Consider the following 16,670-nt stretch of genomic DNA (forward strand, 5'->3'; position numbering starts at 1 on the left):
ACTAGTTGACTCCGATCGGGGAGGTGGGCGCGGCGGTCCGTCCCGGCACCTCGGCGCACAGCAGGTGCCGGTACACGGTGTCGAGCACCTGGGCCTGCGCCTGCCAGGTCCAGGCGTCCAGCAGGCCAGGGGTGTCGTACGCGGCGCGGTAGCGCTCCGGGGCGGCGAGCGTGGCGCGGACCGCGCGCACGAAGTCGTCGGTGTCCTCGGCGCGGAACACCTCGCCCTGCCCGGTCTCGCGGACCTTGTCGGCCATGGTCCGCACATCGCTGACGACGATGGGCAGCCGGGCGTGCGCGTACTCCATGAACTTCGTGATGAGCGCCAGTTCGTGGTTGGGCCAGTGGTGGATCGGGATGAGGCCGACGTCGGCGCCGGACAGGAAGTCGACGACCTGCCAGTGCGGGACGTACGGCAGGGCGTGCACCCGCTCGGCGACACCGAGTTCGGCGGCGCGGGCGAGCAGACCCTTCATGTACGCGCCCCGTGGCGCGAGCACGACGAACGCCGCGTGCGCGTCCGGCAGTCGGGGCAGTGCCTCGATCACGGTCCGCAGGCCGCGCTGTTCGGCCGGTGCCCCGCTGTAGACGAGCAGCGGGGTGTCGGCGGTGACGCCGCACAGGGCGCGCAGATCGGGGACCGGCCCGTCGTGGTCCTCCGGTGCCTCGCCGCCGGGGGCGTTGAGCACGACCGCGGGGGTCTCGGGCAGCCGGTGCTCGCGCCGCAGCAGCTCGGCGAGGCTGTCGGAGACGGTGACGACCGCGTCCGCGTACCGGGCGTACTCGCGCTCGTGGCCGACGTGCGCGGGCAGCCAACGACCGTGCGAGGCACGGGGCTTGATGCCGGGCAGGTACTCGTGGGCGTCCCAGACCAGCTTGACGGTCCGGCCCCGGTCCCGGGCACGGGCCACCGCGCGGGCGCCGACGCCGATCATCCGGAAGTCGTTGGCGTGGATCAGATCGGGGCGCAGGGCGTCGACGGCGGGCCCGAACGTCAACTCGTAGTCCCAGAGGTACGGTTCGAGGCGGCGCCAGGCGCGGTGCCCCATGCAGCGGCGCACCCCCCAGGCCCACAGCCGGTCGACCGGCCCGTCGAGTCCCTTGCGCGCGGCGCGGGCCCGCTCCAGCTGGTCGCGGCGCAGCCGGGTCCAGCGGACCATCACCTGCGCGGCGAGCCTGCGCAGCCGCAGGCTCCGGCCCTCCAAGACCCGCCGGGCCAGCAGGTCGGCGCGCCACGCCTTCGCCTGGGCGACCCGGTAGTCGGCGATGCCGCCGGGGCGGTGGGCGAGCGGGCGGCGCAGCCACGGGCGGCGGAACTGGTTGCGCCGGGCGTTGAGCTGCTTGCTCATCGGCAGCAGCCGGACCTCGGCGGCGCCGAGCCGCCACCGGCGCGGCCTGTGGTCGGGCGACTGCCCGAGCAGCGTCACCCGCCAGCCCGCGTCGGCCATCGAGCGGGCCGCCTTCTGTACGCGGGAGTCCCCTTCGACGGCGTTGTCGACCAGCATCACGACGCGGCGTCCGCCGCCCTCGGTCTGTTCTGCCGGTCCGGGGGCCGTGTCGTCTCGCACGCTCTGTCCTTGTGTCGTCGCTGGGGCGGAGCCGGGGGCTCCGCCCCGGTCGTTCCAACGACGCCGGTACGGGGCCGCTACGCGGCGGGGTGCGGCGTCACCCGTGTGGAGCAGCCCGGCCGGTGCCCGGGCTCGTTGGACCACGGAGCCGTCCTCCCCGCTCCCCGGAGTCACCCCATGAAGACCCCCGGCACCCGCGCGGCGCTGTCGCTGCTGGTCCCCGTCGTCTACGTCCTGCTCCAGCTGATCGTGGGCACCGGGCCCACCGTCTGGCCCGATTCCACGCGGTACGCGCGCGCCGCCGAGCGGCATCTGGGCGCCGGGCGGGCCGACGCCTACGCCGCCGCGCTCGCGCCGTTCTGCGCGGACCGTGCCGAGCGGGCGGCGCGGGAGGCGGCGCTGCGGCCCCGGCCGCCGGAGCCGGTGTCCTTCCGGGCGGCGCGGGAGGAGGCGTGCCTGCGGGCGTACGCGCGCAGCGGCGACGTCACCACCCTCGATCCCCGCTACCAGTCGGTCTTCGGGAGCCGGTGGGCCTATCCCTGGACGCTGGTGCCGTTCGTCGCCGGGTTCGGCCTCGCGGACGGGCTGCGGGCGCACGGGCTGGTCACGGCGGCGGGCTGCGCGCTGCTGGCGTTCGGGGTGCTGCGGGCCGCGGGCCTGGGCAGGCGGACTTCGGCGGCCGGTCAAGTCGTGCTGCTGGCCTCGCCGTTGGGCTGGTGGTCGCTCCAGCCGCTCACCGAGGGGCTGGTGCTGGCCTGTGTGCTCGCCGCGCTGTGGGGCGCGGTCGGGCTGGTGCGCGGCGCCGGGCGGCTACCGCACGCCCTGCTGATGGCGGGCGCCCTCGCCGGGTGCTTCCTGGTCCGCTACTCCACGGCACTGCCGCTGTGCGCGGCGCTCGCGGCGGCCCTGGCCGCGCACGGGGCGGCACGGGTCCGGGCGGGCCGGTGCGCGGACGGTTTCTGGCGGGCGGCGGGGATCGCCGGGGCGGGGCTTCTCCTGTGCGCAGGCGCCGTGCCACTGCTCGGGCTGCCGTCCACCGCGGTCACGCTCCAGGACACCTTCACCGTGCACTTCACGAGCGCGCCGGTCCCGGACCCGTGGTCGCGGCTGTGGCACCTGAACACGGCGTTCTGGAGCGGGTGGTGGGGCGAGCAGGCGGCGCGGCCGGCCTACCTCGTCCTCACCGGGGCGGCCGTCTGGGCGCTGCGCCTGCGCTCCCCCGCGCTCGGGGGCCTCTGCTGTGCCGTCGCCCTGGTCGGCTTCGCCCAGATCGCGGCGCATCCCCTGGCCGGGGAGGCGGAGCGGCTCGGGGTGCTGGGCTGGCTGCCCGTGGCCCTGGGCCTGCCGTTCGTGCCCGGGGCGTTGCGGGGGCGTGCGCCTCGGCCCCGTACGCCGGAGCCCCCGGCGGAGCGCGCGGACCGCGTCCCGGTCGAGGCCGGTTCGTCGGCCGGCTGACGGCCGGTGGGTGGCTGGTCGCGCAGTTCCCCGCGCCCCTGAAAGGCCTACGGCCTTCAGGGGAGGCTGCGCGAAGCGCTTGCCTCAGGGGCGCGGGGAACTGCGCGAGAAGAGGCCACCGGCCGTCAGCCGACCGAACCCCACAGGGGCGCGGGGAACCGCGCGGAAGACGGTCACCCGGTCACGGCGGCGGTCAGGCCCCTGTGGGCTCCCGGCGCGCCGCGGGCAACCGCACAGACACCCGCTCCCGCGCCGACTCCAGCACGGCCGCGGCCACCTCCACCGTGCGCAACCCCTCCCGCAACGTGACGACGCCGGACGACCCCCCGCCCGCCACCGCGTCGCGGAACTGCTCGTGCTCCACGAGCAGCGGCTCCCGCTTGGGGGTCGCGTAACGGATCATGTCGCCCTCGCTGACCCCGCGGAACGCGCGCAGCGCCTCCCACTCGGTGGTGACGGCGCCGTTGGCGTAGTAGGTCAGGTCGGCGGTGAGGGTGTCGGCGACGAAGCAGCCGCGCTCCCCCGTCACCGCGGTGAAGCGCTCCTTGAGGGGGCTGAGCCAGTTGACGAGGTGGCTGACGAGGGTGCCGTCGGCGAGGTCGCCGGTGACGGTGACCATGTCCTCGTGCGCGCGGCCGCTCTTGCTGAGGGTGCGGGCCGACACCGACGCGTACTCCTGGCCGGTCACCCAGCCGGTGAGGTCGATGTCGTGCGTGGCGAGGTCCTTCACCACGCCGACGTCGGCGATGCGGTGCGGGAAGGGGCCCTGGCGGCGGGTGACGACCTGGAAGACCTCGCCGAGTTCGCCGGCCTCCAGGCGGGTGCGGAGGTTGCGCAGGGCCGGGTTGAAGCGCTCGATGTGCCCGACGCCCGCGACCAGGCCCCGCGTCTCGAAGGCGTCGACCAGCCGCCGGGCGGCGACCACCGAGTGCGCGAGGGGCTTCTCGATCAGGGCGCAGACGCCGTGCGCGGCGAGGGCCATCCCGACCTCTTCGTGCAGGGCGGTCGGGCAGGCGACGACGGCGTAGTCCGGGCGCAGCGCGAGGAGTTCGTCCAGGGTCGGCACGACCGGGGTGCCGTCGGCGAGGGTGCCGCCCGCCGGGTCCGTCACGCCGACCAGGTCGACCCCGTCGAGGAGGCCGAGGACGCGGGCGTGGTTGCGGCCCATGGCGCCGAGGCCGATGAGCCCGGCGCGCAGCCGTGCGCCGCCCATCACAGGCTCCCGGCGACGGAGTCGACGGCGTCGGCGATGTGCTCGATCTCGCGGTCGGTGACCCCGGGATGGACCGGCAGCGACAGCACCTCGGCGGCGGCCCGCTCCGTCTCGGGCAGCCGGTCGCCGGTGCTGTAGGGGGCGAGGCGGTGGATGGGCGTCGGGTAGTAGGCAGCGCTGCCCACGCCCCGCGCGGCCAGCTCCGCCCGGAACCGGTCCCGCTCCGGCACCCGCAGCGTGTACTGGTGGTAGACGTGCCGGGCGCCGTCGGCGACGTACGGCGTGGTCACCGCGTCGGCCGTGATCAGGGCGTCGAGCCGCTTGGCGTTGGCACGGCGCCGCTCGGTCCACTCCGTGAGGCGGGCGAGCTGGACGCGCCCGACGGCGGCGTTCACGTCCGTCATCCGCATGTTGGCGCCGACAATCTCATTCACGTACGGCTGCTCCATGCCCTGGTTGCGCAACAGCCGCAGGGTGCGGGCGAGTTCGGGGTCGGCCGTGGTGACCATGCCGCCTTCGAGGGCGTGCATGTTCTTGGTCGGGTAGAAGCTGAAGCAGCCCGCGACGCCGTGCGCGCCGGCCGGGCGGGCGTGCAGGGCCGCGCCGTGCGCCTGGCAGGCGTCCTCGACGAGGGCGAGGCCGTGCCGCTCGGCGACCGGGGTCAGCCGGTCCAGGGCGGCGGGGTGTCCGTAGAGGTGGACCGGCATGATCGCCGCCGTGCGCGGGCCGACCAGCGCGGCGACCGCGTCCGGGTCCACGCAGTACGTGCGCGGGTCGATGTCGGCGAAGACGGGCTCGGCCCCGACCAGGCGGACGGCGTTGGCGGTCGCGGCGAAGGAGAAGGAGGGGACGATCACCTCGTCGCCGCCGCCGACGCCGAGCGCGAGCAGGGTCAACTGGAGTGCGGAGGTGCCGGAGTTGACCGCGACGCAGGACCGCCCCTCGACCAGTTCGGCGAACTCCTCCTCGAAGGCGGCCACTTCGGGCCCCTGGACGACGCGGCCGGTGCGCAGGACGCGCACGGCCGCCTCGATCTCGGCGTCCCCGATGACGGGGCGCGCGGGCGGGATCGGTGCGGGAACCCCACTCGACGACATCACTGACACCACTCCGTCCGGAGATGACAACTCGGCGCGAGGTCAACTCCTCCGGGACGACCGGAGTTTTCCGGCCCTTTACGCAATCACCCCATCGGCTGAAGTGTCGGATAAGGCGACTTGCGGGCGCCCTCGGACGCGTCCGGCGCCGCCGAGCACCCCGGCGCGGCGCCGCCCACCCGCTCGTACAGGCGCACCATGCCGCTCTGCCGCCGGTCCTGGCGCACGGGCCTGAAGTCCTGCCGCAGCACGTCGAGTTTGGCGGCGTCGGTGCGGGTGCGCGCGTGCCAGCCCGGGCGGGCGGCCTCCGCGTCGAAGTAGACCCACAGCCGGGGCAGGCAGGCCATCCGGGCGCGCAGTTCGGCGGCGGGGACGTCACGGCCGTAGAGGGTGCCGGAGCGGGCGCCGGAGGAGAGCAGGGACACGTCCCGGGTGCCGGCGACGGAGGCCGGGTAGGCCTCGGCGTACTTGCGGCCGGTCTTCGGGACGTACAACAGCGGATCGCCGTAGTTCAGTCGGCGCGAGAGCATGCGGGCCACCGAGCCGAGGTCGTCGCGGCGGGCGTGCGTCGAACGCTGGTGCTCCTGGAGCGGGAGCTGGGCGAGGAAGGCGACCGCGATCAGGCCGAGGCCGGCGAGGGCCGGGGCGGTCGCGGCGGGGGCCGGGCGCGGCATCCGGGACACGAGCGCCTCGGCGCCGGCCGCCACCAGGAGCGGCACCCCGGCGAAGGCGAAGAACGCGTAGCGCGGCGCGTACAGGGGGTGCCACTGGGAGAGCGCGAGGAGGGTCAGCGGCGACAGCAGGGCCAGCGGCAGCGCGGTCGCGACGATGCCGCAGGCGCCGTTCGCGGCGCGGGCCGGCGGGCGGGAGACGGCGACCGCGACCAGGGCGAGGGTCGCCGCGTACAGCAGCCCGTGCCCGCCGGCCGCCATCCGCAGCAGCGCCTCGGCGTCGGCGCGGCCGGGCCGCCGGATCCAGCCGACCTGGGCGCTCTGCCCCCGGGTCACCAGGGCCAGGGGCAGCAGCGAGACGGCGGCGGCCGCGGCGGCGCCGGCCCAGCCGCGCCACACGCGCACGGGCACCCGGGTCACGGCCAGGGTCACCGCGTGCGCGGGGATCACCAGGACCGCGAACTCGTGCAGCCAGGCGGTCAGCGCGACGGCCACCGCGTACGCGGCCCAGGCCCGGCCCGACGGCTCGCGCACCGCCCGCACGCACAGCAGCGTCGCGGCGGCGGCACCGGCCGCGACGAGCGCGTAGGAGCGACCCTCCTGCGCGTAGTACTGGGTGAACGGCGAGACGGCGTACAGCAGTCCGGCCCACAGCCCGGTCCTGGGGCGGACCAGGCGGGTGCCGAGGGCGGCGACCAGGCAGGCCGCCGCGGCGGCGCCGCACACCGACGGCAGCCGGAGCAGCACCTCGCCCGGATACAGCGGCAGCAGGAAGTGCATCAGCAGGTAGTAGAGGCCGTGCACGGCGTCGATCGTGCCCAGCAGATGCCACAGCTGCGGCAGGGAACGGGACGCGGCCATGACGGTGGCCGCCTCGTCCCGCCACATCGTCCCCCGGTCGAGGCCCCAGAGTCCGAGGACGAGGGCCACGGCACCGGGGACGGCGACGGCCAGGGCCCGGGCGCGCGCCGGCCCGGGGTGCGTGATCAGCGACATGTGCCGAGCCTGTACGACAGACCGACTAATCCTGGCGATGGTGGGGCACGTGCCGCCCAACGTCACCCGTTCCTACGCGAGACGGCCCGGGCCGCCGGACGGTCTACTCGACGACGAGCTGCACGTCGATGTTGCCGCGCGTCGCGTTCGAGTACGGGCAGACCTGGTGGGCCTGCTCGACGAGCTTGCGGCCCGTCTCGGCGTCCACGGTGTCCGGCAGCTCCACGCGGAGCACGACGGCGAGGCCGAAGCCCTCGCCCTGCTTGCCGATGGAGACCTCGGCGGTGACGGCGGCGTCGGTGACGTCCACCTTGGCGTTGCGGCCGACCAGGCCGAGCGCGCTGCCGAAGCAGGCGGCGTAACCGGCGGCGAAGAGCTGCTCCGGGTTCGATCCCTGGCCGTTGCCGCCCATCGCGGTGGGGATGCCGAGCTGGAGGTCGATGACGCCGTCCGAGGAGACGGCGCGGCCGTCGCGGCCGTGGGTGGCGGTGGCGACAGCGGTGTAGATGGCGTCCATGAGGGGCCTGCCCTTCGAGAGCTGATGGATCCGGGGGCGTCCTGCGCCCGCCTTCTTCCGTTCCCTGACTTCTTGCGTTCCTAAGTAGAGCACGCAATTCAATTGTGCACAACTTAATCGCCCAAGGATTACCCTGGAGCCATGACCCAGCGCGACGAGTACCTCCGCCTCGACCGGCAGATCTGCTTCTCCCTGAACGCCGCGTCGCGCGCGTTCGGCGGCGTCTACCGCGTCCTCCTCAAGGGCCTGGGCCTCACCTATCCCCAGTACCTGGTGATGCTCGCGCTCTGGGAGGCCGACGGCGCGGGGCTGCCCGTCAAGCGGCTCGGCGAGCGGCTGCGCCTCGACTCGGGCACCCTGTCGCCGCTGCTCAAGCGCCTGGAGACGAACGGGCTCGTGCGCCGCGAGCGCAGCGCGCGGGACGAGCGGTCGGTGGTCGTGACGCTGACCGCGGCGGGCGTCACCCTGAAGGAGCGGGCGGCCGAGGTGCCGCGGGCGATCGGGGCGGCCACCGGGTTCGACCTGGCCGAGCTGGACGACCTGCGGTCCCGGCTCAACCGCCTGACCGAGGCGCTGGACAGCGCCGAGATCCAGACCCTCGGCGGGGACATCCGAACCCCGGGCACGGCGGACGGCGGGGACATTCAGACCTCGGGCACTACGGACGGCGCGGACATTTAGGGATCTTCCGGGCGGGACATACGCTCCCGAACCGTGACTCTCGACACCCGGCCGAGCATCCCGGCCCCCGTCTTCGCCACCTGGGTCCGCCCGGGCCCGCTGGCCCGCGCCGCCCTCCCCGCCACCTGGCTGGCCACCAGAACCGCGATGGTCGCGCTCCTCCTGTGGGACGGGCTCGGCACCCGCGGCGTGACCAGGGAGGTGGCCGGGCTCTACACGCACTGGTACGGGATCCTCGCCCGCGGCACCTTCCCGGCCGGCGATCCGCTCTGGCAGTACCCGCCGGGCGCGGGCCCGGTGCTGCTCGCGCCGGGGCTGCTTCCCTGGCTCACGTACGTGCACGCCTTCGTGGCGCTCACCCTCGCGGCGGACGCGCTCGTCACGTTCGCCCTGGCGCGCGGCGGCCGGGAGCCGCGCGGCGCCTGGCTGTGGGTGGCGGGGCTGCCGCTGCTGCTGCACATCCCGCTGGCCCGCTTCGACGTCCAGGCCACCGCGCTCGCCGTGCTCGCCCTGCTCGCGACGGCCCGCTCCCCGCGTGCCGCGGGCGTCCTCGCGGCGCTCGGCACCCTGGTGAAGGTCTGGCCGGCGCTGACCCTGCTCGGCACGCCGCGGGGGCGCTCGGCGCGGGAGGCGTGGACGGCGGCCGTCGTGTCGGGAGCGGCGCTGCTCCTCGCCCTGGCGTTCGCCTTCGACGCGCCGCTGTCGTTCCTGGGCGGGCAGAGCGGGCGCGGGGTGCAGATCGAATCGCTGGGCGGGACCGCGCTGATGATCGCGCGTCACTTCGGGTGGCCGGGCCGGGTGCGGTACCGGTACGGGGCGTTCGAGGTCGTCGGACCGTACGCCGAACTGGTCGCGGCGGGCGCGCTGGCACTCACCGTCGTGGCGTTCGGGGTACTGCTGTGGTGGCGGACGCGGGCCCGCGCGTGGTCGGAGGCGACGCCGTACGACGCCGCCCTGTGCGCGGTGCTGATGTTCACCGTCACCAGCCGCGTCATCAGCCCGCAGTACCTGGTCTGGCTGCTCGGGCTCGCCGCCGTCTGCCTCACCTCCCGGTACACCACGCAGGCCCGGGTGGCCCCGCTGATCCTCGCGGCGGCGGGCCTCAGTTCGCTCGGGTATCCGGTGCTCTACGCGGACGTGCTCGCCGGGACCTGGACGGGCTGCGCGGTGACGGGAGCGCGCAACGCCCTTCTCCTCGGAGCGGTTTTCGTCTCGTTCCGTTCCCTCCGGAAGGGAACGGGCGAGTAAAACTTCCGGCTTACCGGACATTTACCAACAAGACCTAAGATTCAGCCGTGAAGATCTCGCCATCTCCCGCTGTCGCGGTCGTCGTGATCGGTTTCGACGACATCTCCCATGTCGCCGACGCGGTGCGCTCGGCCCTCGCCCAGGGGCCCGCCGTGGCCGAGGTCATCGCCGTGGACGACTGCTCGACGGACGGCAGCGGCGCGCTCCTCGACGAACTGGCCGCCGGGGAGCCGCGGCTGACGGTCGTGCACCGCGAGCACAACAGCGGCGGCTGCGGCACCCCGCGCAACGACGGACTGGCCCGCGTCACCCGCCCGTACGTGATGTTCCTCGACAGCGACGACGAGCTGCCGCCGGGCGCGGTGGACGCGCTCGTCGGCGCGGCGGAGCGGCACGGCGCGGAGGTCGCCGCCGGGCTGTGCGTGCGGCGCGAACTGCCGTCCGGGCGCGAGGTGCCCTGGCAGCCGGAGCTGTACGCGCGGGCGGCCGTCGTCGCGCACCCGGCGCGCCGCAGACGTCTGGTCCAGGACACGCTGTGCGTCAACAAGCTGTACCGGACGGACTTTCTGCGCGGCCACGGCATCCGCTTCCCCGACGGACGGTTCGTCTACGAGGACTTCGTGTTCACCGCGCGCGTGCTGGCCGCCGGGCCGCGCATGGCTCTGGTGCCCGACCCGGTCTACGTGTGGCACGTGCGCCGCACCGCCGACCGGCTCTCGATCTCCCTCGACCGGGCCTGCATCGACAACTGGCAGTCGCGGCTCGACGCCCATCGCACGGCCGTCGACATCCTGCTCGGCGCGGAGCAGAAGCGGCTCGCGCGGGCGGCGCGGGCGCACTTCCTCGACCACTCGCTGCGCATGTACGCGCGTGAACTCGATCTGCGCGGACCCGAGTACCGCGCCGAGTGGTGGACCCGGACTCGCGGCTACCTGGAGACCTTCGACACCGCCGACTTCGAGCTGGCGCCCGCGCCGGGCCGGGTCGTCGGCCGGATCGTCGAGGCCGCAGCCGAACCGTGCGACCTGCCCCGCGTCAAGGAACTCGCCGCCCGCCCGGCCCGGCTCCTGCCGCCGTACGCGTACGCACCCGACGGCACCCCCGCCTGGTCCGCGGAGCTGCCGCAGGTCTCGCTCGGCCATCTGCTGCACCGGCCGGTCCGTCTGCTCCCCGTCGCCGTCGACGGCGAGCTGCGGCCCGGTCCCCGCGGCACCCGCCTCTCCCTCCTCGTGCACGAGCTGTACGGGCGGGTCGCCGACGCCGGGCCGCGCTCGGTCGACGTGGAACTCGTCGACCGGGAGCGCGGCGACGTCGTCCAGCGCCGCACCGCCGCCGTCACCGCGCTGCCCGGCGAGCAGTGGGCGGCGACGCTCCTCCTCGACCTGTCCGCGCTCGGCCGCGCCGGGACCTGGGACATCCGGCTCCGGCTGCGCTTCGCCGACGGCAGCCACCGCGACACCACCGCCCACGCCGTCCGGGGCCCGGGGCTGCTGCGCCGCGCCGTCGTCCCGAGCCGCCGGCACGGCGTCCTGCTCGCCCAGCCGTACGCCACCCATTCCGGTGCTCTCGCCCTGCGCACGGCGCCGGGGCTGGGCGGGGTGGTGTCGGTGGTGCGGCGCAGGGCCGGCCGCCTGCTTCACTGACGGCAGGACCGACGTCTGCACGAGGGGATCTCTCCGACATGACCTGGCTGATCACCGGCGGGGCCGGCTACATCGGCGCGCACGTGGTGCGCGCGCTGCGTGCGGCGGGCGAACAGGCGCTCGTCTACGACGACCTGTCCACCGGGGTCGCCGACCGGCTGCCGTCCGACGTGGAGCTGGTCGTCGGCTCGACCCTGGACGGCGCGCTGCTGGAGCGCACGCTCGCCGGCCGGTCCGTCACCGGGGTCGTCCACCTCGCGGCGAAGAAGCAGGTCGGCGAGTCGGTGGAGCGCCCGCTGCACTACTACCGGGAGAACGTGGAGGGGCTGCGCGTCCTGCTCGACGCGGTGACGGCGGCCGGGGTCCGCGCGTTCGTCTTCTCCTCGTCGGCCGCCGTGTACGGGATGCCGGACGACGCCTCGCTGACCGGCGGGCTGGTCACCGAGGACACTCCGTGCGCGCCGATGTCCCCGTACGGCGAGACGAAGCTGGCCGGGGAGTGGCTGGTCCGGGCGACGGGCCGGGCCACCGGGCTCGCCACCGCGTCGCTGCGCTACTTCAACGTGGCGGGGGCCGCCTCGCCCGAGCTGGCCGACACCGGGGTCTTCAACATCGTCCCGATGGTCTTCGAGCGGCTGACGGCCGGGGACGCGCCGCGCATCTTCGGCGCCGACTATCCGACGCCGGACGGCACCTGTGTCCGTGACTACATCCACGTCGCCGATCTGGCCGAGGCGCATGTCGCCACCGCGCAGCGGCTCGCCGGGGCGGCGCCGGGGACCGATCTCACGCTCAACATCGGGCGCGGGGTGGGGGTTTCGGTCCGCGAGATGATCGACACCATCGCCCGCGAGACGGGGCTGGACATCGCGCCGCTCATCCATGCGCGGCGTCCTGGGGATCCGCCCCGCGTGGTTGCTTCCGCGGCCCGGATCACGGCCGAACTGGGCTGGTCGGCCCGCCACGACATCCCAGAAATGATCACCTCAGCCTGGTCAGCCTGGCCCCACCCCCAGTAACCCCACCGCGCAGTTCCCCGCGCCCCTGAAAACCAGTCGTCACGCGCGCCTCTCGTCGTGGCTGGTCGCGCAGTTCCCCGCGCCCCTGAGATGCGCACTTCGTGCGCCATCTCATCAGAGAGGCGCGCCTCATCGGAGAGGCGCGCGGAGCGCAGCCTCAAGGGGAGGCTGCGCGCAGCGCATGCCTCAGGGGCGCGGGGAACTGCGCGAGAAGCGGCCACCGGCCCGCGGACGAACGACAACCCGGCCCAGCCCCCACCGGCCCGCAGCCGAACGACAACCCAGGAGCGCGGGCCGGCCCACGGCACCCTCAGCCGAACCCAGCCCCCCGCACCCGGCGCAAAAACTGCCCCACCTCCCCGCTCAACCCCACCCCCACAGCCAGCGCCAACGTCACGGCCGCCACATTGACCATCCCCCCGAGCCCCTCGATGGTCCGCCCGGAGGCCAGCGCCCCCAACGCCGCGTACAACACCCCACCCGGCAACAGCGGAGCGATCGCCGGCACCACCAACGGCAGCGCCGACTCCCGCCGCCGCCGAGCCACCCAGTGCCCGGCACACCCCACCCCGGCAGCCACCAACGCCGTACCGACCAGCGCCGACAACCCCAGCGCCCGGAACTCGACGGACACCACGAACCCGATCACCCCGAGCACGGCGACCGGCAACCAGTCCCGCCGGGGCGTCCGCGCCCGCGCCGCCACCGCGACCGCGAACACCACGACCCCGGCGACCGGAGCCCCGAGATGTTCGGCCCGGCTGACGGCCGGCACCAACGGCACCCCGAACCCGAACAGGTCCCCGACCCCCAGCACGATCACCACCCCGGTGGCCACGGCGGCGAAGATCAGCACGGCGTCGCACAACCGCCCGAGCGCGGTCAGATAGTGCCCGGTGAGCGCGTCCTGCACCGCGCTCACGAAGGTCACCGTGGGCAGCAGCCCGAGCACCCCGGCGACGACGACGGCCGGCACGACGGACGGCGGCGCGATCCGGCTCACGGCGAGCGCCATGACGGCGGCCGGCATGGAGGCCACGGCGAACCGGTAGAAAGCGGGCACCCCGTGCCGCCCGAGCCAGCCGCACAGCAGCCCCCCGAGCAGCCCGGCGACGAACGCGCAGAGCAGCGACCGCGGCCCGCCCCCGAAGACGACGGCCGCGCCCCCGGCGACGAGCCCGGTCTGCACCGGCACCCGCCACCGTGCCCACCGCCCGCCGCCCGGCGGCGCGTCCAGGATCCGGGCGGTCTCGGCCCGCGCCTCGTCGAGGGTGAGTTCCCGGGCGCCGATCCGGTCCACGAGACGGTGGACGCGGCCCAGGGCGCGGTAGTCGGTGCCGTACTTGCGGATCACCCGGCGGGCGTGGAGCGGCGTCAACTCGCCGGGCGCGTACCCGGACAGCACCACCTCGGAGAGGGTCACGCCCGGCTCGCAGTAGCTGAGCCCGTACGTCTCGGCGGTCACCAGCATCCCGGCGACGGCCTCCTCGGCCGAACCGCCGTACGACAGCAGGGCGTCCCCGAGCCGGATCGCGAGATCGGCGACGCGGGCGCCGTACGCCTCGATGTCGGCGCGGCCGTCGTCGTGCAGCAGCTCACCGGCGTAGCCGTAGTTCCTGGTGGGTTCGAGGCCGCGCAGCCGGGGCAGCGCTCCGGTCAGCCAGGGCGTGGTCGTGGCCTTGGTGTCGGTCGTCACAGGCATACGAATGGAGCGTAACGGACATTTAGCCCATTCGAGGCAGGTGCCAGAGGCGGTCCCGCGATACGGACGGGTAGCGCGGGGCGAACTTTTACCCGGGCCGCGTGCCGCCCTTACCTTCCGTGAAACTTGAGCCGGGATCGTGCTCGGGGTGACCCGTCGTGTCTCACAGCGCCTTGAGCGCCGCCGCGGTCGCCGTGGCGAGCTTCTTCAGATGCCCCTTGGGCAGCTCGGGCGTGCGCACCACGACCGAGCGCCAGTACAGCGGGCCGGAGATCAGGTCGAGCGCCAGCTCCTCGTCGAGGCCCGCGCGCAGCTCGCCCCGCTCGACGGCCGCCCGCACGATCCCGCTCGCCACCCCGGCCTGCCCCTCGCGCAGCGCCTTCTGCATCGCCTCGGCGATCTCGGGATTGCGGGCCGCCTCCGCCTGGAGGTCGGGGATGATCTGCCCGGCCACGGGGTGGCGCAGCGCCCGGGACGTGACCTGGTAGAGGAGCAGCAGGTCCGCCTGGAGGGAGCCGGTGTCGGGGGCGGGCAGCCCCTGCACCGCGATCGCGGAGACCAGGTCGAGGACGAGGTGCAGCTTGGAGCGCCAGCGGCGGTAGACGGCCGTCTTGCCGACCCCGGCGCGGCGCGCGATGCCCTCGATGGACATCCGGGCATAGCCGACGGAGGCCAGCTCCTCGAAGACGGCGGCGCGGATCGCGTCCGTCACGTCCTCGCGCAGGACGGCGGCCCCGGCGGGGGCCCGGCGCCGCGTCGGCTTGGCCTTCTGCTGGGCGGGGTCGGCGTTGGTCGTCATATGGCAAAGCATAGAGGCGTAACGACGAAACGGTTGCGTTGCGACGTCGATCCGCCCTATCGTCATCGCCATCACGTGACGACGATACGGACCCGTCCCGACGTAAACGGGAGGTGAACGCTCGTCGCCCTCCATTCACCTAAGGAAGCAGCGGACGTGAGTCAGGTTCTGGACACGCCTCCCGCGCCGGCCTCCCCGGCCGCCGCCACCGAGGACGCCGCGGCCCTCGCCGCCCGGTACGGCCTCAGCGTCAGCGGCGCCCGCCCCACACTGTCCGCGTACGTGCGGCAGCTGTGGGCGCGGCGGCACTTCATCACCGCCTTCGCCACCGCCAAGCTGACCGCGCAGTACAGCAAGTCGAGCCTCGGCCAGCTGTGGCAGGTGCTGACCCCGCTCCTCAACGCCGCGGTCTACTACTTCATCTTCGGCGTCATCCTGAAGACCTCCAGAGGCGTCCCGGACTACATCCCGTTCCTGGTGACCGGCGTGTTCATCTGGACGTACACCCAGAGCTCGGTGATGGCCGGGGTGCGGGCGATCTCCGGCAGCATGGGCCTGGTGCGCGCCCTGCACTTCCCGCGCGCCTCACTGCCGCTGTCGTACTGCCTCCAGCAGCTCCAGCAGCTGCTGTTCTCGATGGTCGCGCTGATCGTGATCCTGCTGGCGTTCGGCGTCCCGCCGGGCCCGGCCTGGCTCCTGGTGCTGCCCGCCCTGGCCCTCCAGTCGGTCTTCAACGCGGGCCTGGCCCTGATCATGGCGCGGCTCGGCGCCCGCACCCCGGACCTCAACCAGCTGATGCCGTTCATCCTGCGCGTGTGGATGTACCTGTCCGGCGTGATGTTCAGCCTCAGCGACAAGCTGCCGAAGACCGACCTTCCGGTGGTCGTCCAGCAGGCCGTGCAGCTCAACCCGGTCGCGGTCTACATCGACCTGATCCGCTTCGCCCTGATCGACAGCTTCACCGCGGACAACCTCCCGCCCCACATCTGGGCGTTCGCCGTGGGCTGGGCGCTGCTCGCCGGCGTCGGCGGGTTCATCTACTTCTGGAAGGCAGAGGAGACGTACGGCCGTGACTGAGACGACCACCCTCCGCAAGGAGACCCCGCAGCCGCAGGACGAGCGCGTCCCCACCGTCATCGTCGACGGCGTCGACATCGTCTACCGGGTCAACGGCACCGGCGCGGGCCGCGGCACCGCGACCGCCGCCCTCAGCCGCATCCTGCGCGGCCGCAAGAAGGTCGAGCGGCGCGCGGGCGTCCGCAAGGTCCACGCGGTACGAAACGTGTCGTTCACCGCCTACCGCGGCGAGGCCATCGGTCTGATCGGCACCAACGGCTCGGGCAAGTCGACCCTGCTCAAGGCCGTCGCCGGACTGCTGCCCACGGAGAACGGCCGGATCTTCACCGACGGCCAGCCCTCCCTGCTCGGCGTGAACGCCGCGCTGATGAACGACCTCACCGGCGAGCGCAACGTCAAGCTCGGCGGCCTCGCCATGGGCATGAGCCGCGAGCAGGTCCGCGACCGCTACGACGAGATCGTCGACTTCTCCGGCATCAACGACAAGGGCGACTTCATCACCCTGCCCATGCGCACGTACTCCTCGGGCATGGGAGCGCGGCTGCGCTTCTCCATCGCCGTCGCCAAGGAGCACGACGTCCTCCTGGTCGACGAGGCGCTGGCCACCGGCGACCGCTCCTTCCAGAAGCGCTCCGAGCAGCGGATCAAGGAGCTGCGCGAGCGCGCGGGCACCGTCTTCCTGGTGAGCCACAGCAACAAGTCGATCCGGGACACCTGCGACCGGGTGCTCTGGCTGGAGCGCGGCGAGCTGCGGATGGACGGACCGACGGAGGAGGTCCTCGCGGCGTACGAGGCGTTCACCAACCCGGCCAAGAAGCCCAAGAGCCCCGCGCCCGCCAAGAACGCCACAAAGGGAACCTGACCCCCGCCGCCCCGCCTCTTCCCCCATGAGGCCCAGTGGAGACACAACTGCGCTTACCCTTTTGTCCGCTTAGTGCAAATATGGCTCTTGGGCGGTGACCAGAAGAGGACAAGAAGAGGCGAG

At 73.9% G+C, this 16,670-nt stretch carries 14 protein-coding genes; 7 read left to right on the plus strand and 7 right to left on the minus strand.

Going from position 1 to position 16,670, the window contains the following annotated elements:
* Nucleotide 1: 1 nt before the first annotated feature.
* A complete protein-coding gene (locus ABII15_RS15500; RefSeq protein ID WP_353942912.1) occupies nt 2-1,567 on the minus strand; it encodes a glycosyltransferase family 4 protein in 1,566 nt (521 codons plus the stop codon).
* A 177-nt stretch (nt 1,568-1,744) separates the two neighbouring features.
* Here ABII15_RS15500 and ABII15_RS15505 point away from each other — a divergent pair, with 177 nt between their 5' ends.
* Nucleotides 1,745-3,022: a hypothetical protein gene (locus tag ABII15_RS15505; protein ID WP_353942913.1), complete on the plus strand. Its 1,278-nt coding sequence runs from the start codon at nt 1,745-1,747 to the stop codon at nt 3,020-3,022.
* Nucleotides 3,023-3,215: 193 nt separating this feature from the next.
* On the opposite strand, the gene ABII15_RS15510 is transcribed toward ABII15_RS15505, so the two are convergent.
* The 4 genes from ABII15_RS15510 to ABII15_RS15525 all read right to left on the minus strand — a co-directional run bounded on the left by ABII15_RS15510 (nt 3,216) and on the right by ABII15_RS15525 (nt 7,516).
* Nucleotides 3,216-4,235 carry a Gfo/Idh/MocA family oxidoreductase gene (locus tag ABII15_RS15510; RefSeq protein ID WP_353942914.1) on the minus strand — a complete coding sequence of 340 codons (1,020 nt, stop codon included), beginning with the start codon at nt 4,233-4,235 and terminating at the stop codon, nt 3,216-3,218.
* Nucleotides 4,235-5,332 (minus strand): DegT/DnrJ/EryC1/StrS family aminotransferase, encoded by a 1,098-nt coding sequence (locus tag ABII15_RS15515; protein ID WP_353942915.1) that lies wholly within the window; start codon nt 5,330-5,332, stop codon nt 4,235-4,237. The genes ABII15_RS15510 and ABII15_RS15515 overlap by 1 nt, the downstream gene beginning before the upstream one ends.
* An 86-nt stretch (nt 5,333-5,418) precedes the next feature.
* Nucleotides 5,419-6,999 carry a glycosyltransferase family 39 protein gene (locus ABII15_RS15520; RefSeq protein ID WP_353942916.1) on the minus strand — a complete coding sequence of 527 codons (1,581 nt, stop codon included), beginning with the start codon at nt 6,997-6,999 and terminating at the stop codon, nt 5,419-5,421.
* Nucleotides 7,000-7,102: 103 nt separating this feature from the next.
* Nucleotides 7,103-7,516: an organic hydroperoxide resistance protein gene (locus ABII15_RS15525; protein ID WP_353942917.1), complete on the minus strand. Its 414-nt coding sequence runs from the start codon at nt 7,514-7,516 to the stop codon at nt 7,103-7,105.
* Nucleotides 7,517-7,657: 141 nt separating this feature from the next.
* Between ABII15_RS15525 and ABII15_RS15530 the strand changes: the two genes are divergently transcribed.
* From ABII15_RS15530 to galE, 4 genes are read left to right on the plus strand one after another with little or no spacing between them, the layout of a single operon-like run.
* On the plus strand, nt 7,658-8,197 hold the full coding sequence (locus tag ABII15_RS15530) for a MarR family transcriptional regulator (RefSeq protein WP_353942918.1): 540 nt from the start codon (nt 7,658-7,660) through the stop codon (nt 8,195-8,197).
* A gap of 33 nt (nt 8,198-8,230) precedes the next feature.
* Nucleotides 8,231-9,445, plus strand: a complete 1,215-nt coding sequence (locus tag ABII15_RS15535) for a glycosyltransferase 87 family protein (RefSeq protein ID WP_353942919.1) — start codon at nt 8,231-8,233, stop codon at nt 9,443-9,445.
* Nucleotides 9,446-9,498: 53 nt separating this feature from the next.
* Entirely contained in the window at nt 9,499-11,088 is a 1,590-nt protein-coding gene (locus tag ABII15_RS15540; protein ID WP_353947070.1) for a glycosyltransferase family 2 protein, read from the plus strand.
* Between the two features lie 38 nt (nt 11,089-11,126).
* Nucleotides 11,127-12,107: a UDP-glucose 4-epimerase GalE gene (galE, locus tag ABII15_RS15545; protein ID WP_353942920.1), complete on the plus strand. Its 981-nt coding sequence runs from the start codon at nt 11,127-11,129 to the stop codon at nt 12,105-12,107.
* 310 nt (nt 12,108-12,417) lie between these two features.
* On the opposite strand, the gene ABII15_RS15550 is transcribed toward galE, so the two are convergent.
* Together ABII15_RS15550 and ABII15_RS15555 are read right to left on the minus strand one after the other, a co-directional pair.
* Nucleotides 12,418-13,809, minus strand: coding sequence for a threonine/serine exporter family protein (locus ABII15_RS15550; RefSeq protein ID WP_353942921.1), 1,392 nt, complete (start codon nt 13,807-13,809; stop codon nt 12,418-12,420).
* 163 nt (nt 13,810-13,972) lie between these two features.
* The gene (locus ABII15_RS15555; RefSeq protein ID WP_353942922.1) at nt 13,973-14,608 is read right to left on the minus strand and encodes a TetR/AcrR family transcriptional regulator; all 636 of its coding nucleotides are present in this window, start codon (nt 14,606-14,608) and stop codon (nt 13,973-13,975) included.
* Nucleotides 14,609-14,764: 156 nt separating this feature from the next.
* Here ABII15_RS15555 and ABII15_RS15560 point away from each other — a divergent pair, with 156 nt between their 5' ends.
* Nucleotides 14,765-15,685 (plus strand): ABC transporter permease, encoded by a 921-nt coding sequence (locus ABII15_RS15560; RefSeq protein WP_353942923.1) that lies wholly within the window; start codon nt 14,765-14,767, stop codon nt 15,683-15,685.
* Nucleotides 15,678-16,547 carry an ABC transporter ATP-binding protein gene (locus tag ABII15_RS15565; RefSeq protein ID WP_353942924.1) on the plus strand — a complete coding sequence of 290 codons (870 nt, stop codon included), beginning with the start codon at nt 15,678-15,680 and terminating at the stop codon, nt 16,545-16,547. Before ABII15_RS15560 ends, ABII15_RS15565 begins: the two co-directional genes overlap by 8 nt.
* The last annotated feature ends 123 nt before the right edge of the window (nt 16,548-16,670 follow it).

The sequence above is a fragment of the Streptomyces sp. HUAS MG91 genome (assembly GCF_040529335.1).
Taxonomy (GTDB): Bacteria; Actinomycetota; Actinomycetes; order Streptomycetales; family Streptomycetaceae; genus Streptomyces; species Streptomyces tabacisoli.